We start from the raw sequence: 22322 nt of genomic DNA on the forward strand, positions 1-22322 counted from the left end.
CCTTGCTGCCGGTTGCCTTAGTGGTCGCCTTGCGCCAGTGGGCGTCATCCATCGACGTGTAATCCCTTCACCTTGAACGAGCGGCGATGGATGGGGCAGAGGCCATGCGCCCTTATGGCCGCCACGTGTTGCGCCGTGCCATAGCCTTTGTGCTCGGCGAATCCGTACTCCGGGAAGATGCGGTCGTAGCCATTCATGAGGCGGTCACGGACCACCTTGGCAACAATGCTCGCCGCGGCTATGGAGAAGCAGCAGCGGTCACCGCCGACCAGCGCCGTTTGCGGCAACCCGAGCTCAGGCACCTCATTGCCGTCCACTAACACGTGCTCGCACGCCACCGTGAGCCTCGCCAGGGCCTTGCGCATGGCCAAGTGGGTGGCGTTGCGGATGTTCATGCGGTCGATGTCGGCCGGCTGCACCACACCTACGCCCAGGGCTCTGGCGTGCCGGAAGATTTCCCGGTACAGGCGCTCCCGCGCGGTAGGCGAGAGTCGTTTCGAGTCATCGATGCCAGCGATGAAGACATCCGGGGCGAACACCACGGCTGCCGCCACTACCGGGCCGGCTAATGGACCACGCCCGGCTTCGTCGATCCCGGCCACCGCCGAAATTCCCCTGGCCCACAGATCGCGCTCATAGGCCAAAAGCTCCAAGACCCGTGTTCGCTCGTCGTGGCGCATCATGGCTTCGGAAGCTCTCTCCGCGCCACTGTTCATGGCGCCGCCGCTCGCTGTGCTACGACAATCACCACCGCCAAGAGTGAAGCAGCAATTGCGGTTCCCACGATCCACCGCCTGGTTGAAGCCTTGGAGCTGCCTTCTCGCAGGTCCACGTACAGCGTGTCGACTTCCGAGGGGTCCACCTCGATCGCCAACACCTCCTGGCCGTATCCCTCCTTGGTGATACGCAACTGATAAGAGCCCGCCAGCAGGTTTTCGAAAAGTACCGGCGTGCGTCCCACAATTTGCCGTCCGGTTTCGGCCTGCACACCGAACACGCCGGCCTCGCGGGGATTGGACACCACGTAAAGCCTACCCACCAGGCCTCTGCGCACTTGCTCGAACCGCTCCACCAGATCAGGCGGGATTCTGGACGGGTCCAGGGTACGCGCCGGGTCGGTGCGCACGCACGCCTCAAAGGCGACGTCCGCCGCCTCTGCGGGACCGCCGCCGCGCAAAATGGCAAATGCCAAGTAGAGATAGGCGTCAAAACGCGCCTCTCTGGCCAGTTTGCCGGTGGCGATGGCTTGTTGGAGCACATCGCTTGCCTCTGCAAAGCGTGCCTGGTAGAAGAGGTCAATGCCCCTCTGCACGGCAAGCGGACGCTCCTGGGCACCGGCGGCGGCGCAAAGCGCCAGCAAGGCGACGCACACGATCAGTCTGCCGACTCGCATGCCCTCCCCCTGCCTATCGTGCCGGGTAGAGCCTAAAGCCCACGCGCATCTGCTGGCCTGGGTGCAAGCTCACCGTGGTATCCGTGGGCACGGCGCGGAATCCATCGCGCACCAGCCTAATGCGGTGTTGTCCAGCCGGAACTAAGGTGCGCATGGGGGTGGCGCTGGTGCCCCCGCTCTTCCACTCCTGCCCGTCGATGAGCACATAGCCGTAACCGACCTCTGCGGCATTTTCCACCACCACAGCCAACTCGGCAAACTCCACGACGGCCTTGGGCAGATACTGCTGCGCAGTCTGGAGATCAAAGACCTGCTCACCACGCCACATGCGGTTCCCCTCCCGGTCTAAGTACTCCAGGACGTGGCGACCCACGGGCAGGCGGAGCGTAACGGGGAGCTGGCGTGCCTCGCCGGCGTCGTCAATGCGCACATAGTCGGCAAAGTCCACTTTGGCCAGCGTCACTTCTACGGTCGCGCCCGCCTGCGGCCGGAGTTCAACCCGTATCGATCGGTTCTCACCTGCGCGCAGGGCCAAAGTGGTGTCCCATGCCACAAACCCCGGCCTGGTGACGCGCAGGGTGTGCCGCTCCTCCGGCCAGAGCTGGAGCCCCAACGCACCGCGCTCGTCCACCGCGCCCCTGCTGCTACCGTCCACGAACACTTCCGCCGCCACAGGCAACCCGCCCGCGCGCACTTCTACGGTCACTGCTGCCGGAAGCGGCCGCACCGGCGGCGCGGTCGAGGACGACACCGCGGACCCAGGCTGCGCCTCGCTCCCTGGAGCCGCGGGCACCGTCGCTTTCTCCTGCTGCTCCGCCTTCACAGGCGCATTCCCGGCCCCCTCCTGCGACGCTACCGTTGCCACCTCTCCCCTTGGCTCAACCTCAACCAAGGGAGGACTTGGTTCGGGGCGCTTCCTGTTCAGCACCAACAGCCCTCCGGCGGCAAGGAGGCCCACCACGACGACACCCACCAGAACTGGCCCCCATAGCCTCCTCACTCCAGCCGCCCTCTCCGGCAGCGATGCCGCCTCAGCTTCGGCCAGAGAAAACTGCACCTCGCCCTTCCGCTTTGCTGCCCGAGGCGCCTTCCTTCCCGGAAGGCGCAACAACTCAGCTTCCAAAGCGTCCATCAATGCTGCGCAGGAAGGGAACCGCTGCTGCGGTTCGTGTGCCAGGCAACGCCCCACCAGCGCATCGAGGCTCTCCGGGACCTTTGGGTTCAGCCTCCTGGCCGAAGGAGCTGTATTCCGCACCTGCTGGGCGGCAACTTCGGCCACCGTGGAGCCAATGAACGGCGTCTGGCCCGTGAGCAGCTCGTACAACAACACACCCAGCCCATAGACGTCGCTCAGGAAAGTGGCTTGTGGGCTATCGGCCAACTGCTCCGGCGACAGATACGGTGCATAGCGACAGCGGATGTTTGGCGCCCCCCGCTCTTGAATGAGCGCAGCCAAACGAGCCAACGCCACTTCGTGCAACAGGGGATTGCCTTCCTGGTCCACGCAGATGCTGGCAGGTGTGAGCAGCCCCTGCACGTGCCCCTCCTGGTGCAGGTGCTGGATGCCCAGCGCCACCTGCAACACCATGCGACAACCCTCGGCCACCTCGAGCCCCTTGCCTTTGCGCAGTCGATGCCGCAGAGTCTCGCCGGCCCGGCAGTCATACACTGCCGCTAAGGGCCTCCCTTGCGCCACGATGGCACTGGGACGGAGGATCTGGGGGTGGCCAAGCTTCTCGCTGAGGCGCAGTGAAGCGATGACCTCGCTGCGCAACTCTTCCTGGTTGCGCACCAGCGGGCTGAACAGTTTGAGGAGAACGGACCGCCCCGCCGCGTCCTTAGCGGTGACCAATGTCCAGAGCGGCTCTTCCTCAACGCGGGTCAGAAGGCGGTAGCCCTGCGGCACCTCCGTGCGCCAATCTCCTGGCGCACCTCTTGGCTCGCTGTGCCTCGCACTCATCTATGGCAAGTCTCTGTTTCTCCAACTCGGCCTCGGCCCTGCAGCAAATTTATCAGAATCTGTGCCAATGTCAACAGTTTTTTCAGTAAGGCCGCAAGAAGCGAGCTGCTCAGTCGCCCCATGCGGACAAAAAACCGCTTGATTTTGTGTTGAATTTCATCGTACATTAACACGCCTCAAAAACGCCGGCCTGGGCGTGGGTCACGACTCCGCGCGCCGCAACTGCCATAGGACTCTGGGTAGGAAATACTGCATGTACCTTTCGCAGGTAGACATTTTGGGCTTCAAGTCGTTCGCCAAGAAGGCGACGCTGGTCTTCAACCCCGGCATCACCGCCATCGTCGGACCGAATGGCGCGGGCAAGAGCAACATTGTCGATGCCATCCGTTGGGTACTGGGCGAGCAGAAGGCCGGTGTGCTGCGCAGCGACAAGATGGAGAATGTCATCTTCGCCGGCAGCAAGACGGCAAAGCCCTTAGGCATGGCCGAGGTGTCGCTCACCATCCAGAACACGCGCAACGTCCTGCCCATCGAATACAGCGAAGTCGTGGTCACCCGCCGCCTTTTCCGCTCGGGCGAAAGCCAATACCTGCTCAACGGCACGGTCTGCCGCCTGAAGGACATCAACGATCTGTTCATGGACACGGGGATGGGGCCAGACGCCTATTCGGTCATCGAGCTGAGCATGGTGGAATCCCTGCTCAACGGCAAGGCCGAGGAGCGGCGGCGGGTCTTTGACGAAGCGGCCGGTATCACCAAGTACAAGGAGCGGCGCAAGGCCACCTATCGCAAGTTGGAGGCGACGGAGAAGGACCTGCAGCGCCTCGAGGACATCATCGCCGAGGTAGAAAAGACGGTCCGCTCCCTGCAGCGGCAAGTGCATCGCGCGCAGCGCTACGAGCGCATTGCCCAGAATTTGCGCGAATTAGAGATCAAGCTCGCCACCAAGCGCTTCACCGACTATGGCCGACAGCTCGCCCCCCTGCTGGAGGAGCTGACTGTGCGGCGGCAGGAACGCGAAACGGTGTCCGCGCAGCTTGGGCGACTCGAGGCGGCCTTGGAAGAGGCCAAGACCCACCTCATCGCCCAGGAGCACGAGCTACGCCAGGCGCAGCAGCACTTCAACGAGGCAGTCAGCACGCTGCGCGCCCATGAGGAGGAAGTGCTGGTCGGCCGCGAACAGATACACTCGCTGGAGAGTCGCGCCGAGCTTCTGCAAAGAGATGCTGCCGAGCTGCAAAGGCGCCTGGAGAAGCTGCAGGCCCACCTGGCAGAGCAGCAACAGCATCGCACCAAGGTCGAACAACTCGTGGCCGACGCGCAGCAGGCCTATGACCAGGCCCGCGCCCGCCACCAGGAGCAGATGGCGCAGGTGGCGACGCTGCGGCAAGAGTACCGTGCCGCAGAGCTGAAGGTACGCGACCACGAGCGGCGACTGGCCGAGTTGCGCGCCCGCGGCGAGCGAGCAACGGCCCAGAAAACGGCTCTCCAGGAGCGCGCTGCTGCCCTGGCTGAAGAACGAACGCGCAACGAGCAGGCTTTAGCCGAGATAGGGACAGAACTCGAAGCGCAGACCCATGAGTTGGCGCGCCTCGAGGAAGTTGCGCAACAGACGCGCACCGCCTTGCAAGCTGTCCAGGAGCGAGTCGCCTCGCTTCGTCAGGCGCACGAGCAGCTGCGCATGCAGCAACTGGACACCCAAGGAGAAATGGAGCGGGCGCGCCATCGCGCCGAAATCCTCCGCCGCCTGTTGCAAAGCTACGAAGACCAGCCTGAAAGCGTGCGCCTGCTCGTCACTCAGCCGGGCGACTCCTTCCGGGCGCTCGGCCCCCTGGCGGATATGTTGGCAGTGGACGACCAGTACCGAGCGGCCATCGAAGCAGTGCTTGGCGAAGCTCTCAATTACGTGGTGGTTACCGATCAGGCTGCTGCCTTTCGCGGTGTGGCAATTTTGCGCGCTCACCAACAGGGTCCTGCCTGGTTTGTGCCCTTGGCCGACGTGCGCCCGTGCCCACCATCACCAAGGCCTTGGCAGGCAGAGGAGATACTCGCCTGGGCAGACGAGGTCGTGAGCTGCGAGGCGGCCTATCGCCCATTGGTTGCTGCTCTGCTCGGGAGCACCGCCGTCGTCAAGGATCTGGACACAGCCCGGCGTCTCTATGCCACTGCCGCCGCCCATGGCTGCGACTTGGTGACCCTCAGCGGCGAACGCCTCACTGCTGCCGGGCTTGTGCGGGGCGGGCAGGCCTTACGCCAGGAAGTCAGCCTCATCGGCCGCCGCCAGCAGCTGGAACAGACCACGGCGGCCATGAATGCGCTGGCCGGCAAAATGGAAGAGTTACGCCACCAGGCCGAGCGCCACGCCAGCGAGATCGCAGCTTTAAGCCGCCAAGAACACGAGCTCCGGCAGGCGCTTCAGTCCCGCGAGGCCGAAACAGCGGCATGTCGGCTGCGGGTAGGTCAGCTCGAGGAGCGGGCCCGGAACTTGCGCGAGCGTCAGCAAACCATCGCAGCCGAGGAAGAGCAACTGCGCGCCCGCAGCCAACAGGTGGACCAGGAACTTGCCGATCAGCAAACGGAGCTGGCCGAGCTCAGCACACAGGGCGAAGCCCTCGCTGCCCAAGCAGAGCAACTGCGCGAGCAACTGCGCGACCTCGAGTCTACGGCCTCTGAGCTGGCCTCCGAGGCGGAGCGGTTGCACATCGCCCTCGTCAGCCAGCGCCGTGACCTTGACGAGGTGGTTGCTGAACTGTCGCGCACCGAGGCGCAAATCGCCGAAACCCAACAGGCGATCACCACTCGCTCTGACGAAGCGCGCCAGGCAAGAGAACAGGCCGCCGCCCTGAGCGAGCGCATCACCCAACTGAAGCACGCCCTTCAGGAGAGCTTTGCCAAGCGCGACCAACTGGAACACCAGGTGCTGGAGCTCGAGGAACGCTACCGCAGCCACAAGCAGCAGATTGATGAACAGGAGCGCGCCTGCCGCGACGTACGTGCGCAACGGGAACGCATCGCCGAGGCTGTGCATCAGCTGGAACTCCAGGTCAACGAACTGCAGCTCAAGATCAACAACCTCAAAGAGCGCGCCCGCGTTGAATTCGAAGTGGAACTCTCTGCTCAGGAGATCGAAGACCTGGACGTGACAACTGTGGAGGAGGAAATCTCCACGCTGCGCCAGAAACTCAAACTGTTAGGCCCGGTAAACCTTCTTGCCCTGCGCGAGTACGAACAAGAGAAGGCGAGGCTTGACCTCATGCTCAGCCAGCGCAAAGACCTGCTCGACGCGCGGGCCAACCTGGAAGAGACCATCCGCCGAATCAATCAGACGGCGCGGGAGAAGTTTGCGGAGGTCTTCCAGACGGTCAACCAGAATTTCAAGCAGGTCTTTGCGGAATTCTTCGCCGGCGGCACTGCCGAAGTGCGCTTAGAAGAAGGCGACGACCCCTTGGAGGCCGAAATCAAGATTGTCGCCAGCCCCAAGGGCAAGCGGATGGAGTCGCTCTCGTTGCTCTCCGGCGGCGAGAAGGCCCTGACTGCCATCTCGCTCCTCTTTGCCATCTACCTGGTCAAGCCCAGTCCCTTCTGCATCCTCGACGAGGTAGATGCCCCCCTGGATGACATCAACGTGCGCCGCTTTGTGCAGGCGCTACGCAAGTTTTCCACCAACACGCAGTTCATCACCGTGACGCACAACAAAATCACCATGAAGGCGGCCGACTACCTCTACGGAGTCACCATGGGCGAGGATCACATTTCCAAGCTGGTATCGGTCAGGTTTGGGGACCAGGAGACTGCCCCCGAACCGAGGGACGCGGCCGCGGCAGAAAGTTAGCATGGAGCAAGTCATGAAATCATCAGCAATGCGGGCGTTGGCTCTGGCCACCCTCGCCCTGCTTCCTCTCTCCACCAACCAGGCCAGCGGGGCTGCCGCCGATTCGGTGCGCGCTCCTCTGCAATTCACCGTCGACTTTGCCCGATTTCGCAGCCCAGAGGATCACACCTTTCTGGAGACCTACATCTCCTTGCCACGCAGCACCCTCATGTACCAGCGTGCAGAGGACGGACGCCTGCGTGGAGAGTTCCTGGTGGATGCGCTGTTGTTCTCCGGGGCCGACACGGTTGCTCACCGCGCATGGCGCAACGTCAACTTTGCCGACAGTCTGGCGGAGACGCAGGGGGCTTTCAGCCTGTTCACCGTCGGCCAGTTCAACGTGCCTCGTGGCAACTACCGCATGGATCTGCTGGTTGTGGACACCGCTTCGCGCGACTCCGCCCGCGCCGTGTTCGACATCAAGGCCATCGCCTTTCCGGACAGCGGCCTGTGCTTGAGCGACCTGCAACTGGCCGCGCAGATTGCCCGCGACACCACCCATGGCCAGTTCACCAAGGGGAACTACCTGGTCTTGCCCAACCCTCCGGGCATCTACGGCACCGCTTTACCAATCCTGTACTTCTACGCCGAAGTTTACAACCTGACGTACGGGCATCCGGGCGACTCGGCCTCCTATCGGGTCAACTACTTCATCCTCAACGGCGAAGGGCAACGCGTGAAGGCCTTCCCCAGCAGCAGGAAGACAAAACCCGGCACCTCGGCAGTGGAAGTCGGTGGGCTGAACATCATCACCCTGCCTTCTGGGACCTACTACATCGTGCTGGAGGTCGAAGATCCGACCACCGGTGAGCGCGCCTCGGTGATGAAAAAGTTCTTCGTCTACCGCGAAGGTGAAACATTTGCGGCTCAGCAGCAGCAGACGCCCACAGGCAAGGGCTCGCCGGGCCTGGATGCCGAGCGCTACAACGTGATGAGCGAAAAAGAGCTGGACCACGAGTTTGAGGTCACGCGCTACATCAACACCGCCGAGGACCGCGCAACCTGGAAAAAGCTCAACTTAGCCGGCAAGCGCAATTTCCTGCGGGAGTTCTGGGCGCGCATGGACCAAACCCCGGGCACGCCAGAAAACGAGTTCAAGCAGGACTACTTAGCGCGCGTGGCAGAAGCTAATGCCGTGTTCAAGGGGTTTCGCGAAGGCTGGAAGACCGACCGCGGGCGCATCCTGCTGCAATACGGGCGACCAGATGAGATTGAGCGCTTCCCCTTCAGCGCGGAAAACAAGGCTTATCACATCTGGCACTACTACTCTGTACAAGGCGGCGTGCTGTTCATATTCGTCGACAAGCGGGAAATGGGCGACTTTGAGCTCGTTCATTCCACGGCGCGCGGTGAGCTGTTCGACGCCGATTGGCAACGCTGGATCGACCCCAACCGTTAGCTCAGACAGTTCACTTGCCGCTTTCGATTTGTCCAATGACCGAAGGTCAAGCGCCAACCTGCGCTTGACCTTTTGCCATGGGCCGCAAAGGAGCACGTTCCGTGTGCGGAATATCCGGCATCGTCCACAAGGACAACACGCCTGTTGACCAGAGGACCATCGCGCAGATGACCGAGCTGGTCCGGCATCGCGGACCGGACGGCGAAGGCTACTTTTCTGGCGCAAACTTCGCGTTGGGACATCGACGTCTGGCCATCCTGGACCTGACGCCCGCCGGCAAGCAACCGATGCACTACCTCGACCGGTACGTGGTGGTCTTCAACGGCGAAGTCTACAACTTTGTCGAACTGCGCCGAGAGCTGGAGGACCTCGGCTACCGCTTCCGCACCCGCACCGACGTGGAGGTCGCCCTTGCCGCCTATGACCGCTGGGGTGAGCAGTGCGTGCAGCGCTTCAACGGCATGTGGGCCTTTGCACTTTATGATCGACGCCAGGAAATCCTCTTTTGCAGCCGGGACCGGTTTGGCGTCAAACCCTTCTACTACTTGGACACGGACAAGGCCTTTGCCTTCGCCTCCGAGATCAAGCAGCTGCTTCCATTCCTTCCCGTGCGCCGCGCCAACACCGGGAAGATCGTCGACTATCTGGTGCTGGGGCTTGAGGAGTACGACGACGAGACTTTTTTTGCAGGCATCCGCAAATTGCCCCCAGGCCACAATCTGCGCTACGACTTGCGCAGCCACCGGCATGAGGTGAAACGCTACTACGAGCTGCCAGTGGACGGCTCCCTTGCCCAGCTCGGCGAGCGCGAGGCCATCGCGTTGTTCCGCAAGGAGCTGCAGCGCGCGGTGAGCATCCGCCTGCGTGCCGATGTGCAAGTGGGCACCTGCTTGAGCGGCGGATTGGATAGCTCTACGGTTGCCACCCTTGCTTCTGCCGCCTACCAGAGCCAGGCGCGGCGTCGCTTTGTGGCCATCACCGCCAAGGCGAGCGATCCACGCGTGGACGAGACGCCCTACGCCGAGCGGGTGGCCCGGGCCGCCAACCTGGAGTGGCATGTGGTCACGCCGCAACGAGCGGACTTTATCGCGGCCCTCGAGGAAGTAGTGCGGGCTCAGGAGGAGCCGTTTGGCAGCCCCTCGGTCTTTCTGCAGTACTTCGTGATGCGCAAGGCGCGCGAAGTGGGCTGTCCAGTTCTTCTGGACGGCCAGGGCGGCGACGAATGCCTGCTGGGCTACGAACGCTACTTTCCGGCCTACCTGCGCTCCCTGCCTCTGCCATCCATGACCAGGGAATTCCTCAACTGCGCTCGCCATTCGCGGCTTTCGGCGTGGCGCCTGGCGCTCTTCATGTTCTACTTTCCGCGCGCCGGGGTGCGCCTGAATCGCCTCAAGGCGCGACATGCTTATCTGAAGCCGGAGTTCTTGGCACAAGTCAACTCCGCGCTGGCCCGGCAGGTTGCAGAGAGCTTTGCCGACATCGTCGAGCTCCAGCGCCTTGAACTGACCCAGACCCAGCTGCCGCACCTGTTGCGCTATGAAGACCGCAACTCCATGCACTTTGCCGTGGAGGCCCGCCTTCCCTTCTTGGATTTTCGCCTTGTGGAAACGGCGCTTTCCCTGAACAACCGCCTGAAGATTCGCGAGGGGTGGACCAAGTACATCGTCCGCGCCATGGAGGTGCTGCCGCCCGAGGTTGCCTGGCGCCGGGCAAAGGTGGGGTTCGAGGCCCCATTGAGAAGCTGGATGAACCCCCGCGAGCAGTTTATGCAGGAGATTGAGCGCAGTCCTCTGCTGCAACAGATGCTCGCCCCCCAAGCCCTTCGTTCATCTGCCATGGCGTTGGATGAGAGGGCCCTATGGAAGCTGTTCAATGTGGCGCTCTGGGCTCGCCTCTACGAGGTCACGCTATGAGGAGCCGGCCGCTCGTCGCAACTCACAGCGAGGCACAAGGCTACCACGAGGTCAGTTCGCAAGTCCCGCCCGAAGGCGAGCCAAGCAGGGAACCGCCGCAGTTTGCGCTTGCGCTCAGGTGAATGAGCGGATGCTTAGCCGCATCCCGTACCTTCCTATGGCCGCAACGATGACCCCCATGGAACCATCTCCGGGCTATCATGCCCTCGTGCGGACGGGTGAGCTCGAGGAGCGGGTGCTGGCAGCAGCTGTGCACCTGACGCAGTGTCGGCTTTGCCCCTGCGCATGCGGCGCCAACCGGCTGGCCGGCGAAACGGGCTTCTGCGGCATGGGAGCCGAGGTCGTGCTGTACAAGCCCAAGGTCCACCTTGGCGAGGAACCGCCCATTTCTGGCACGCGTGGCTCCGGCATCCTCTTTTTCAGCGGCTGCACCATGGCGTGTGTCTTCTGCCAGAATTTCCCCATGAGCCATTGGCGCACTGGCCATGTGCTCTCGCCAGCAACGTTGGCAAGGGCAATGCTTTATCTCCAACGTCGTGGGGCGCACAACATCAACTTGGTGACCGCCACGCACTTTTTGCCCCGCGTGCTCGAGGCGCTGTACCTGGCTGCCCGGCAAGGGTTGCACCTGCCCATCGTCTACAACACCAGCGGCTACGAGTCCGTGGAGACACTGCGTCTGCTGGAGGGGATTGTGGACGTATATCTGCCCGATTTCAAGTACGCAGACGCCGACTTGGCGCGGCGCTACTCTGCCACGCCGGACTATCCGGGGGTGTGCCTGGCCGCGCTGCGCGAGATGTACCGGCAGGTGGGGGAGCTGCAGCTCGACGAGGAAGGCATTGCCCGCCGCGGGCTGCTGGTGCGGCACTTGGTCCTGCCGGGGGCCTTGCAGAACACGGAGAGGGTGCTATCCACCATCGCCCGCGAGCTTTCGCCCAGTGTGCACGTGAGCCTGATGAGCCAGTACCTGCCCATTTGGGGGGCACCTCGATTTCCGGAGCTCACGCGCCGCGTTTCTGAGGAGGAGTACCACGAGGCCCTTGCCATGCTCGAGCGCTACGGGCTGGAAAATGGCTGGGTGCAGGAATTCGAGTAGGGGGTGGCAAGGTCCCATTCACGAGCAGACTGAGTTTAGAAAAGAAACCGCTTAGCTGAGCGGAGCAGCGGTTCCTCCGGGGTTTTTTCTCCACAATCTGAGCTGCACCAGCTTGACGCAGGTAGTTGACAGCCGCTGCGGCATGAGGAGGCCTGGCCCCCGAGCAGCGACTGAGGGCCGTGCCTGCCTCGCCACGCAGCCTATTGTCCTCAACGGGACGTTCTCTCTGGCGGCCTCTGCAAGGTGACGGCTCACCACGCAAGAGGCGTGCGGTTTGCGAGCTCGGGTTTCGCGCGTCAGCCAAAAAAGCTCCTGTTCCTTGGTCTTCCTCTTGCCCCGCGCACCGTCGTCAACTCATTCCCCCGGCAAGCGGAAAGTCAGCTCGCACTTCGGTCTCTCCTTCCTCTCTCGCTCTTCAGGGTCAGCTTCGCAAGAAACCGCGATGGGCCTGCAGGACCCCGCGCCATCGTGCTGTTTGGGCGGGAATCCGCGAAGTGGCCCTCCTCCTGCAAATACCTTGACTTTTTCTCCGATTTGCGGTATCTTTTCCGCCAAAGTTCCCTATGCCACCAGGGTGGCCTTTCGGATTCGAACAAGCAAGGAGGAGACGTGATGGCCATATGCTCTGCCCGTTGTTCTCGTCGTGGTGCGGTCAGCGTCCTTGTGGGCCTGACCCTGCTGGCGCTCGCTGGCCGGCAGCTGCGAGCCCAAGCGAGCGATTGGGTTGATGGCCGGCCAGATGGCTGCACCACCATCACTGTCGGGCGAAAGGCGTCGGCGGGCGGCTGGGTCAGTACTTCGCACACCTGCGACAGCCACCGCACCCACTCCTCGTTGGACATCGTGCCAGCGCGGCGCTACCCACCCGGCACCATGGTCACTTTGCGCAAGCGCGCCAACAACGACTCGCTGGCCATGCCCTCCTACCGCTATGTCCCGGTTGGTCAGATCCCGCAGGCCGAACACACTCATGGCTACATCAACACCGCCTATCCGTGCATGAACGACCGGCAGCTGGCCGTGGGCGAGTCCACTTTCGGCGGCCGCGAGAGTCTGCGCTCGGACAAGGGCCTCATCGACTGCCAGCAACTGGTGCGGCTGATGTTAGAGAGGTGCGCCACCGCGCGTGAGGCCATTCGCTTGGCCGACGAGCTGACCCGTGCCTACGGCTACAACGATGCGGGCGAATGCCTCACCATCGCCGACACCAAGGAGGTGTGGCACCTGGAGATTGTGGGGCCAGGCAAAGGGCAGGTGGGGGCCATCTGGGCGGCGCAGCGCGTACCGGACGACCACGTCTCGGTCAACGCCAACGCCAGCCGCATCCGCCAGATCGACCTCAGCAACCCCGACTATTTCATGGCCTCGGCCAACGTGTTCCAGGTCGCGCAGGACAGTGGCTGGTGGGACCCGCGCCAGGGACCCTTCGAATTCTGCTATGCCTACGCGCCCGAAGGACGAACCTCGCTGGCGGCGCGGCGCAGGGAATGGCGCGTGCTGGACCTTCTGGCACCCTCGCTGAAACTCAACCCCGAGTCAGAGAACTATCCCTTTTCCGTGCGGCCAGACACTCTGGTGACCTTGCAGAAGCTCGTGCGCATCTTCCAGGACTACTACGAGGGTACCGACTACAACTTTGTGAAGAACATCACCGTCACTGACGATAGCGGACGCACCATCATCTCCCCCTTGGCCAACCCTTTCATGCCCTACGACATGAACAAGGTCTTCAAGATCAACGGCGGCTGGGGCTGGCGTGGCGAGCGCACCATTGCGCGCTGGTACACCATGTACGCCACCATCACCCAGTCGCGCGAGGGCCTGCCGGATGAGATCGGCGGCGTGGTGTGGCTGGCGCTCGACAACGTGGCCACCTCAGTGTACATTCCCCTTTACTGCGGCATCACCGACGTCGCCCCCAGCTACAAAGTCGATGGCCGCGCACGGGGGTTCAGCCGCGACTGCGCCTGGTGGGCTTTCAACCGGCTGGGGACACTGGCCGCGCAGCGGTGGGGCGATATGCGCAAGGACGTGGCGGCCACCTGGGGACCTCTGCAGGCGGAACTGTTTGCCAATCAGGCAAAGATCGAGCAAGAGGCTCTGGGCCGCTATCGCACCAATCCCGCAGCCGCTAAGAAATTCCTCACCGACTATGCCGTCAAGTGCGGCGAACGCGTGGTGCAGGCAGCATGGGACCTCGGCGACCGACTCTGGACCAAGTACGATGAACTGTGGTGAGACAGCAGGAGGAACGACCATGGTGGTGAACACCGTCACGGTCTTTGTGAAGCCAGAACACGTGCAGGACTTTATTCAAGCGACCGCCGAGAATCATGAGGCTTCCGTGAAAGAGCCCGGCAACCTGCGCTTTGATGTGCTGCAGTGCGCCCACGACCCCACGCGCTTTCTGCTGTATGAGGCCTATGAATCAGAAGAAGCGGCAGCGGCCCACAAGCGAACGCCGCACTACCTCAAGTGGCGCGACACGGTGGAGCCGTGGATGGCCAAGCCGCGCGAAGGGGTACCTCATCGCGTGCTCTTCCCTGCGGACCGGAGCCAGTGGTGATGGCAAGTTTTTCATTTTCTCGCACGCCGCGCATCGTGTTCGGCTGCGGGAGCGTGGCGCGCCTGCCTGAGTTGGTAGCGCAATTCGGCTCGCGCATTCTCCTCGTCACGGGAACGCAGGCCCTCTCCGCCTCAGGCAAGTTGCAGGAAATCATGGCCGCGCTGCGGCGTGTGGGCGTCGTGGTGGAACACCTCACCGTGGCTGAAGAGCCGTCGCCACAACTGGTGGACGAGGCAGCCGAAGCTCTCCGCCCGAAAAGTGTGCGGGTGGTGGTGGCCGTGGGCGGGGGCAGCGTGTTGGATGCCGGCAAGGCCATCTCGGCCATGCTCCCCGAAAACGGCACAGTGGCCGCTTTCTTGGAAGGGGTCGGCCATCCGGAGCGACATAGTGGCAAGAAAGTGCCCTTCATCGCCGTGCCCACCACTGCCGGCACCGGGAGCGAAGCGACCAAGAACGCCGTGCTCACCAGGCGCGGACCAGGCGGGTTCAAAAAGTCCTTGCGCCATGAGCACTTTGTTCCTGACGTCGCCATCGTCGACCCTGTGCTGAGTTGCACCTGTCCCCCAGAGCTGACTGCGGCCTGCGGCATGGACGCCTTTACGCAGCTTCTGGAGTCGTACGTGAGCAGCAAGGCCTCGCCGCTCACCGACCTCCTGGCTTTGCAAGGCATGGAGCGCGTGCGCGACTGCCTGGAGCGCGCAGTGACAAACGGTGCGGTGGACATCGAAGCGCGTGAGGGGATGGCCTACGCCGCTCTGCTCTCCGGACTGACACTTGCCAATGCCGGTCTGGGCATCGTCCACGGCCTGGCAGGGCCACTTGGCGCCTTGGCCCCGATACCTCACGGCGTAGCCTGCGGCACATTGCTGGCCGCCGCTACCAGGATGACCATCGCTTCCCTCCGCCAGGCGGATGATGAACAAAGCCGCCTCGCATTGGAAAAGTATGGGACAGTTGGCGCGTTGCTGACCGGCGAAAAAGGCGACGTGCTCACGCAGTGCTGGAGGCTGGTCGACGAGATGGAAAGGTGGACGGAGCGCTTTCGCCTACCGCGCTTAGGAAGTTACGGCCTGGACGAAGCGCTGCTTCGGGAGGCCGCCAGACAGGGCGAGAACAAGAATAACCCCGCGGCCCTCAGCGAGGAACAGCGACTGGCACTGCTGCGGGAGCGCCTGTAGGAGCTTTATCCGCGAGGCGGGGCCGCCAACAGCGCATCGATGCGCGCCCAGAGCTGATGCTTGCCATGGCCGGTGCGCGCCGAGAAGCTGATCAGTTCGTCCACCCCCAACGGCGCCAGCAACTGGCCATTGCGCGCCTGCTGCTGAAGAAGCTGCGACCGGGACAGTTTGTCACTCTTGGTAGCGACAACCACTGTCGGTAGACGCAACTTCTGCAACCAGGCGACCGTCTGCAGGTCCAGTGGACTCAGTTCGTGGCGGGCATCCGTGATGAGCACGACACCGCGCAGCGCCGCGCAGCCTTCCAAATAGGCGGTCACCAGCTCCCCCCACTGCTCGCGCGCCTGGCGCGACACCTGCGCAAAGCCGTACCCGGGCAGGTCCACGAAGTAGACGGCGTCGTTGATCAGGTAAAAGTTCAAATGGCGGGTCTTGCCCGGTGTGCTGCTCACCAGCGCCAGCTTGCGCCGGCCCACCAGACAGTTGATGAGGCTGGACTTGCCCACGTTCGAGCGCCCAGCAAAGGCGACCTGCGGGCGCTCATCGCGGGGCAGCTGCGTCAGCACAGCGACCGTGCGCGCAAATTCGGCCTTGGTCACTTTCATCCCGTCCCCTCCCTCTTGCACGCACTCGGCTCACTGCAACGGCCCGTGCTGCCTGTTGCCGCTCCTCGGCCTGCGTCAGGCAGTCTTGCGCACCCTTCGCTGGTAGACCGGCTGGGCGCCGTTGAGGACCACCTCGCGGGTGATGCGGCATTCCACGACATCCGTCATGGACGGCAGAGCATACATGATGTCCAGCATCACCCGCTCCATGGTGGAGCGCAGACCACGCGCGCCTGCCCCTCGCTTCATGGAAAGGTCGACGATGGCCTCGAGAGCCTCGCGGTCGAATTCCAACTTGACGCCGTCTAACTCGAACAGGCGCTGGTACTGCTTGGTCAGCGCGTTTTTAGGTTCAGTGAGAATGGCCAGTAGGGCATCGCGGCTCAGCTCGTCCAAGACGCTGATAATGGGCAGGCGGCCGATGAATTCCGGGATGAGACCGAAGTTGAGCAAGTCCTCCGGCTCCACCTGGTGCAGCAGTTCGCTCACTTCCTTCTTCTGCTTGGCGGTCACCTTAGCGCCGAATCCGACCGTGCTCTTGCCCACGCGTGCCGCAATGATTTTCTCCAGACCACAGAACGCCCCGCCACAGATGAAGAGGATGTTGCGCGTGTTGACGTTAATCAGAGGCTGCTCGGGGTGTTTGCGCCCGCCTTTGGGCGGCACTGCGGAGATCGTCCCCTCCAAGATCTTGAGCAACGCCTGCTGTACTCCCTCGCCGGAAACATCGCGGGTGATTGAGGGATTGCCATCCTTGCGCGCAATCTTGTCGATCTCGTCGATGTAGACGATGCCGCGCTCGGCGCGCGCCACGTCATAGTCCGAAGCTTGCAGCAGGCGTACCAGGATGTTCTCCACATCCTCGCCCACGTAGCCGGCCTCGGTCATGGTGGTGGCATCGGCAATAACGAACGGCACTTGCAGGAAGCGGGCCAAGGTCTGCGCCAGGAGCGTCTTGCCGGTGCCGGTGGGGCCGATGAGGAGAATGTTGCTCTTGTCGATCTCCACCTCGTGGCGGCTACTCTGGGAGGAGATGCGCTTGTAGTGGTTGTACACGGCCACCGCCAGGTTCTTCTTCGCCTGCTCCTGACCGATGACATAGTCGTCCAGCTCTTTCTTGATTTCCGCAGGCGTGGGGATGCGACGCACCTCGCGCGGAGCACGCTGCGCCCGCATCTGCATCACCATGCGGCTGGCGCTCTCCACGCACTCGTCGCAGATATTCACCTCCGGGCCGACGACGATGCTCTCCACCTGGTGGGAGTTGCGGCCACAAAAGGAACAAATGTACAACCGCTTGCGCGCCTCGTCGCTCATAAGTGCACTCCGCTACAAACCAGCGGCAGCCGTCCTCTCGTGAAGTACGTCACTTGCTTGCCTTCTTCCTTGCCAAGCCTTTGCGGGTAAGGACCTCGTCGATGATGCCGTATTCCTTGGCCTCTTCGGCGGACATGAAGAAGTTGCGGTCCGTGTCGCGCGCAATCTTCTCCACCGGTTGCCCTGTGTGCTCGGCGAGAATCTCGTTCAGCTTCTCGCGCAACAAGAGGATTTCCTTGGCGTGAATCTCGATGTCCGAGGCCTGCCCCTGGGCGCCGCCCATAGGCTGGTGGATCATGATGCGCGAATGCGGCAGGGCGGAGCGTTTCCCCTTGGCGCCAGCTGCCAGCAGCAACGCGCCCAGGCTGGAGGCCTGCCCCATGCAAATGGTCGCCACATCCGGCTGAATGTATTGCATCGTGTCGTAAATGGCCAGACCGGATGAGACGATGCCACCCGGGGTGTTCAAGTACAGGTAAACGTCTTTTTCCGGATCCTCCGCCTCCAGGAACAGCATCTGCGCGATGACCAGGCTCGCCACGGCATCGTCAATGGCCGTGCCGATAAAGATAATGCGCTCCTTGAGGAGGCGGGAGAATATGTCGTATGCGCGTTCTCCTCGACCCGTCTGTTCAATCACAATTGGTACCAGACCCATGTCGTCACCTCACCTGTTCTCTCGTCAAAACTGCCCAGAAGGGCTTGCCGTTACCACCAGAGGAGCTGCTCCATGTTCCTTGTGCTTCACCTTGCGCTCTTTGATTTTGGCGTGGCGGGCGATGACATCCAGCACGCGCTTTTCCAGCAGGCTCCGTCGAATACGACGGCGCATCTTCTCATCGATTTGCTCGAAGCGATCCGCACGCCCTTCGCCCTTTGCTCGTTCGCGCATGGCCGCGATTGCCTGTTCCACGTCTTGGTCCGTGACCTCGATTCCCTCTGCTCTGGCAATCTGGTCGCGGATGAGCTCCCACTTGACCCACCAAATGGCATCCGGGCGCAGCTTTTCGCGCAGCGTCCTCTCATCCAGGCGGCGGGTGCTCTCCTTGCGCGCCACCTCGATGAGCCCGTCCAGGTACGCCTCCACCATGTGAGCAGGAGCATCAAAGTTGTTGGCCTTGATGACTTCGTCCATCAGGCGCCGTCGCAGCTGCTCCTCGGCCTCTTCGGCATAGTGGGCGGCCAACTGCTCTCGCACGTAGCTGCGCAACTCCTTAAGGGACTCGAAATCCCCCACGTCCTTGGCCAAATCATCATCGATGTCCGGAAGCTCTCTCTTCAGGATCTCCTTGACAGTTACCTCGAACAGGTCTTCGACCTGTCGCGGGGGTTCGTTTGCTTGAGCAGGAGGTGCCGGACGCACCAGCCGGACGCGTCGCCTTTCGCCCACTTGCGCCCCCAGGAGCTGACGACTGAAGGAGGCATGCTCTTCAGTGGCCGGCGATTCGCGCAGCTCGAGGCGTCGGTCCTCATACCGCTCCCCCAGAATGGGCACCCCGGTGCGGTCCAAGCGTTGCACATCGATGGTCACGATATGCCCAAGCTCGGCGCCGCCTTCCACTGCGGTGATCATCGCGTTGTCGCGGCGGATCTTCTCCAGCATCTCGTCCACGTCTTGGTCGCTCACCTGGTAGACTTCGTGTTCCACCGTGAGTCCCTTGTAGTGCTCCACGCGGATCTCGGGCTCCACGTCCACCAGAAGCGTCACCGTTAAACCGTCGTTGGGGTCGAACTTCGTCTCAGTGATGCGTCCAGAGCCAACCGGCTTCAGGCCATATTGGTCGATAATGCCTGGATAAACCTCCGCGACCAACTCCTCAAATACCGCCGCTTCGATCTCTTTGCCAAACATCTCCCGAAGGAGCGAGCGGGGCACCTTGCCCTTGCGGAACCCCTGCAGTGCCACGCGCTTCTGGTATTGGGCGTAGGCCTCCTCCAACTTGGGCGTCACCGCCTCCGCCGGAAAAGCGATGGTCACTTGCTTCTGCCACTGTTCTCTGTCCTGAATGTCGACTTGCAATAGTCTCTCCTCATCCTATCCTTTTGCAAAAAAAGAACCGCTGAGCGGTTTCAGATTCTCCTCGCCATCTTGATCTGCACCACTAGCAGAGGCAGGGCGAAGGCACCTCCTGCGCGCTCTAGCCTGCAAGGAGCGCGCCCTCAGTCGCCTGGTGCGAGAGGGGGGACTCGAACCCCCACGCCGTAAAGGCACTAGATCCTAAGTCTAGCGCGTCTGCCAAACTCCGCCACTCTCGCCAAACGCGGGGTTAATATACATATTTTTGCCTGCATTGTCAACCGTTTTGTCCTGGCGGGAACGACAGCGTTCGGGGTGCCTGCTGACCACTGCCAAGGCGCCTGCGCCGCCGCAAAACAGAAGAGGCCCCAGCTGCGGGGCCTCCAGAGCCTATTACCTGCCAGGTCTATTTGCGCAGCTTGTACTTTTCCAGCTTGTTGTACAGGGTGCCGCGGCTGACGCCGAGGATATCGGCGGTCTTGCTGATGTTCCCTTTGGTCTCCGTGAGCACCTGCTCGATGAGGGCCTCTTCGGCCGCTTCCAGACGGCGGTCTTCCAGCCGGAGATGGATCACCTTCGGATCTGCAGGGGGAAGGATTTCTTCTGGGAGGTCGGCAACTTCCACCTTCTCGCCGCGCGCACGGATGACCGCCCGCTCCACCGCATTGCGCAGCTCGCGCACATTGCCCGGCCAGTCGTACCGCGTGAGCACCTCCTCCGCCGCGCTGGAGAAGCCGCGGATCCGCTTGCCTGTGGCGTCGCAATAGTAGTCGAGGTAGTACTCGGCCAATGGCAATATGTCATCAGGGTGGCGACGCAGAGGCGGGATGTTGACAGACACCACGTTGAGCTTGTAGTAGAGATCCTCGCGGAATTTCCCCTGGTCAACCAACTCGGCCAGGTTCTCCCGCGTTGACGAAACTAAGCGGACATCCAGCCCGTAGGTGGTCACTCCGTCCGGCCCTTGGATTTCGCGCTCCTGCAGCGCCTGCACCAGCCTGGCCTGAATGGGAACCGGCAGAGCCGCCACCTCATCCAGGTAAACCGTGCCGCCTGTGATCAAGGGACTGCTGTGCACTGGCGGGCGTCGCAGGTCGGCCGTCTCTGGATCGTTGGTGCCGAAAAGTTGCGCCTCCAGCTGGTTGCTGTTGAGGGTACTGCAACTAACTTTGAGATAAGGGTTGAGACGCCTGGGACTCAAGCAGTGAATGGTGCGACTGAACAGCTCTTTACCCGTGCCAGGCTCCCCCATGAGCAGGATGGGGGCGTTGGAGTTGGCAACGGTTCCCACCTGGTGGCAGACATTGCGCATCCGCCTGGAGACGCAGACGACGCCGCTAAACCGGCATTCGCGGCAGTGACCGAGAAGGAGGGCATCGCTGAGGCCGCGCCTCGCCACGCGCTCAGCAGTGCGCTCCAGGGCAAAGAGCACCTGCGAGGGACGAGCCGGCTTGAGCAAATAGTCAACCGCGCCGTTCTTCAGCGCGACGATGGCATCGTTGATGGCCCCGTAGCCGGCCATCACCACTACGGCGCACTCGGGTTGTTCGGCGCGAATCCTGCGCAGCAGCCTGACTTCCTCCACCGGCGGGGTTTTCATCGACAGGAGGACAAAGTCGTACCGTTCCCCGCGCCCCAGTGCCTGCCACGCCTCTTCGAGTGTCCTGATGGCGACGATCGCCATCCCCTTCCGCGCCAAGGAGGCCTCTACCAGCGCCACCAGGTTCACATCCTCATCCACAAACAGGACCCTCTTCTCGCGCTCCATGTCGCCTTCCTCCCAATCCACGCGCATAGTTCTCCGGTGCGGAATCCTGGGCGCGACGCCGGTTTCAGCCCCGGACCCTGCGGGAACGAGCGGGTTATCGCAATGAGTGCAACCTCTGAACCAGATGGAGTCGCCGCGTGGGTCTCTGCGGCGAAAAAGCTCCGTTCACGGCAGATGATTTTCGGGCAATGATCATACCAAATGCCTTGAGCACTCCCCCGCAGCTTCCACCTCCCTTTCGACCCTACTGAGACGCTGAGGGTCGAAAATGCTCCAAATATATACACAATTCTCGCCAAAAAGTCAAGCAAATTCCCAAAAAAACCGTGAGTGGGAGCCTCCACCGGTTCCGTCTCCGGGTCACTGCGGCCTCGCGCAGGGACAAAAAAGGCGCGGAGTTTCGGTTGCAACTCACCGCGCCTCAAGATGGAAAAGCAAAGTGTTTCAGAACAAAACAGTGTCTCCCGCTGAGACACGCACTGCGCATCTCAATGGCGGCACCGCCACTCATGTCAGATCTGTGGTCAACGCCTGGCTGCTATGCTACTCTCCGTGTGCACAAGACGCAGGGTTTTGGTGCTCGCCCCGTAGGAGAAGCGCATCGGCTGCGACACATCAAACCATTCAGGCAGCAGGAGTACCACCTGCCGCACTTCGTTGGCAGCGAGGAGCCCACCAGCCGCACGCTGTCCGTCCAAGGAGAAGAGATCGCGCTCCTCGCCCACTACGACCGGTGTCCACTCACGACCACCCTGGGCAACCCGAATCCGGTCGGGGTCAAAATACGAGCCCTGCGGCGCGAGAGCCGAGACAGACAGTAGCAGTGGAATCACCTCCGCCCCCATGCTCTCGCGGGCTATGGCTACGAATTTATCGCTGTAGGCGACCGTAATGGTCAGCGCTCCGTCGCTAAGACTGGGACGCATGACCATGGTGCGCAAATGCACGTTGGCATCCATCCGCGTAGAAAGCTCAACTGCGGCGTTGGTGAGTGCACCTCCTCTGCCGCTCGTGGCAAAGGCACCCGCCGCCATCACACTCATGAGAAACAGGCTCAGCGAGAGTCGTCGTACCATGCGTTCCTCCAAGGTCAGCACCGTCCCTTTCTGCACCTTGGAGGTACAATCTTCGTGCCACAAGAGGATCTCAGTGAGCAGGTGGGATAAGCGGTAGATTTGCAAAAGCGTTGCGACCTGGCGCCTTCGGCTGCACCATGGCCTCGACTGCTCGGCGGAG

The 22322-nt window shown here is 62.4% G+C and carries 16 protein-coding genes and 1 tRNA gene; 7 read left to right on the forward strand and 10 right to left on the reverse strand.

Annotated elements, in window-relative coordinates; translation table 11 throughout:
* Nucleotides 1-44: 44 nt before the first annotated feature.
* The 3 genes from H5U38_10685 to H5U38_10695 are packed head-to-tail and all read right to left on the reverse strand — an operon-like array spanning nt 45 to nt 3353.
* Entirely contained in the window at nt 45-716 is a 672-nt protein-coding gene (locus H5U38_10685) for a ribonuclease HII (protein MBC7187490.1), read from the reverse strand.
* Nucleotides 713-1393: a PEGA domain-containing protein gene (locus H5U38_10690; protein MBC7187491.1), complete on the reverse strand. Its 681-nt coding sequence runs from the start codon at nt 1391-1393 to the stop codon at nt 713-715. Before H5U38_10690 ends, H5U38_10685 begins: the two co-directional genes overlap by 4 nt.
* Before the next feature lie 13 nt (nt 1394-1406).
* Nucleotides 1407-3353: a protein kinase gene (locus H5U38_10695; protein ID MBC7187492.1), complete on the reverse strand. Its 1947-nt coding sequence runs from the start codon at nt 3351-3353 to the stop codon at nt 1407-1409.
* A gap of 253 nt (nt 3354-3606) precedes the next feature.
* Between H5U38_10695 and smc the strand changes: the two genes are divergently transcribed.
* From smc to H5U38_10730, 7 genes are all read left to right on the forward strand, one after another.
* Complete coding sequence (gene smc, locus H5U38_10700; protein ID MBC7187493.1) at nt 3607-7185, forward strand: chromosome segregation protein SMC; 3579 nt, start codon at nt 3607-3609, stop codon at nt 7183-7185.
* A 13-nt stretch (nt 7186-7198) separates the two neighbouring features.
* Entirely contained in the window at nt 7199-8623 is a 1425-nt protein-coding gene (locus H5U38_10705; GenBank protein MBC7187494.1) for a GWxTD domain-containing protein, read from the forward strand.
* A gap of 101 nt (nt 8624-8724) precedes the next feature.
* The gene (asnB, locus tag H5U38_10710) at nt 8725-10536 is read left to right on the forward strand and encodes an asparagine synthase (glutamine-hydrolyzing) (GenBank protein MBC7187495.1); all 1812 of its coding nucleotides are present in this window, start codon (nt 8725-8727) and stop codon (nt 10534-10536) included.
* A 178-nt stretch (nt 10537-10714) separates the two neighbouring features.
* Complete coding sequence (locus H5U38_10715; GenBank protein ID MBC7187496.1) at nt 10715-11635, forward strand: radical SAM protein; 921 nt, start codon at nt 10715-10717, stop codon at nt 11633-11635.
* Nucleotides 11636-12247: 612 nt separating this feature from the next.
* Nucleotides 12248-13873, forward strand: coding sequence for a C69 family dipeptidase (locus tag H5U38_10720; GenBank protein MBC7187497.1), 1626 nt, complete (start codon nt 12248-12250; stop codon nt 13871-13873).
* Between the two features lie 19 nt (nt 13874-13892).
* Nucleotides 13893-14201, forward strand: a complete 309-nt coding sequence (locus tag H5U38_10725) for an antibiotic biosynthesis monooxygenase (GenBank protein ID MBC7187498.1) — start codon at nt 13893-13895, stop codon at nt 14199-14201.
* Nucleotides 14198-15379, forward strand: a complete 1182-nt coding sequence (locus H5U38_10730; GenBank protein ID MBC7187499.1) for an iron-containing alcohol dehydrogenase — start codon at nt 14198-14200, stop codon at nt 15377-15379. Before H5U38_10725 ends, H5U38_10730 begins: the two co-directional genes overlap by 4 nt.
* 5 nt (nt 15380-15384) lie before the next feature.
* Here the strand turns inward: H5U38_10730 and H5U38_10735 are convergent, their stop codons facing one another.
* The 7 genes from H5U38_10735 to H5U38_10765 all read right to left on the reverse strand — a co-directional run bounded on the left by H5U38_10735 (nt 15385) and on the right by H5U38_10765 (nt 22162).
* Nucleotides 15385-15984 (reverse strand): YihA family ribosome biogenesis GTP-binding protein, encoded by a 600-nt coding sequence (locus tag H5U38_10735; protein ID MBC7187500.1) that lies wholly within the window; start codon nt 15982-15984, stop codon nt 15385-15387.
* Between the two features lie 75 nt (nt 15985-16059).
* Nucleotides 16060-17301 carry an ATP-dependent Clp protease ATP-binding subunit ClpX gene (clpX, locus tag H5U38_10740; protein ID MBC7187501.1) on the reverse strand — a complete coding sequence of 414 codons (1242 nt, stop codon included), beginning with the start codon at nt 17299-17301 and terminating at the stop codon, nt 16060-16062.
* Nucleotides 17302-17350: 49 nt separating this feature from the next.
* A complete protein-coding gene (gene clpP / locus H5U38_10745) occupies nt 17351-17959 on the reverse strand; it encodes an ATP-dependent Clp endopeptidase proteolytic subunit ClpP (GenBank protein MBC7187502.1) in 609 nt (202 codons plus the stop codon).
* 24 nt (nt 17960-17983) lie between these two features.
* Nucleotides 17984-19321, reverse strand: coding sequence for a trigger factor (tig, locus tag H5U38_10750; GenBank protein MBC7187503.1), 1338 nt, complete (start codon nt 19319-19321; stop codon nt 17984-17986).
* A gap of 149 nt (nt 19322-19470) precedes the next feature.
* Nucleotides 19471-19557: transfer RNA gene (locus H5U38_10755), tRNA-Leu, on the reverse strand.
* Between the two features lie 167 nt (nt 19558-19724).
* A complete protein-coding gene (locus H5U38_10760) occupies nt 19725-21086 on the reverse strand; it encodes a sigma-54-dependent Fis family transcriptional regulator (protein MBC7187504.1) in 1362 nt (453 codons plus the stop codon).
* A gap of 524 nt (nt 21087-21610) precedes the next feature.
* The gene (locus H5U38_10765) at nt 21611-22162 is read right to left on the reverse strand and encodes a hypothetical protein (protein MBC7187505.1); all 552 of its coding nucleotides are present in this window, start codon (nt 22160-22162) and stop codon (nt 21611-21613) included.
* Nucleotides 22163-22322: the final 160 nt, after the last annotated feature.

This window comes from Calditrichota bacterium, from assembly GCA_014359355.1.
In the GTDB taxonomy this organism is placed as follows: domain Bacteria; phylum Zhuqueibacterota; class Zhuqueibacteria; order JANLFK01; family Oleimicrobiaceae; genus Oleimicrobium.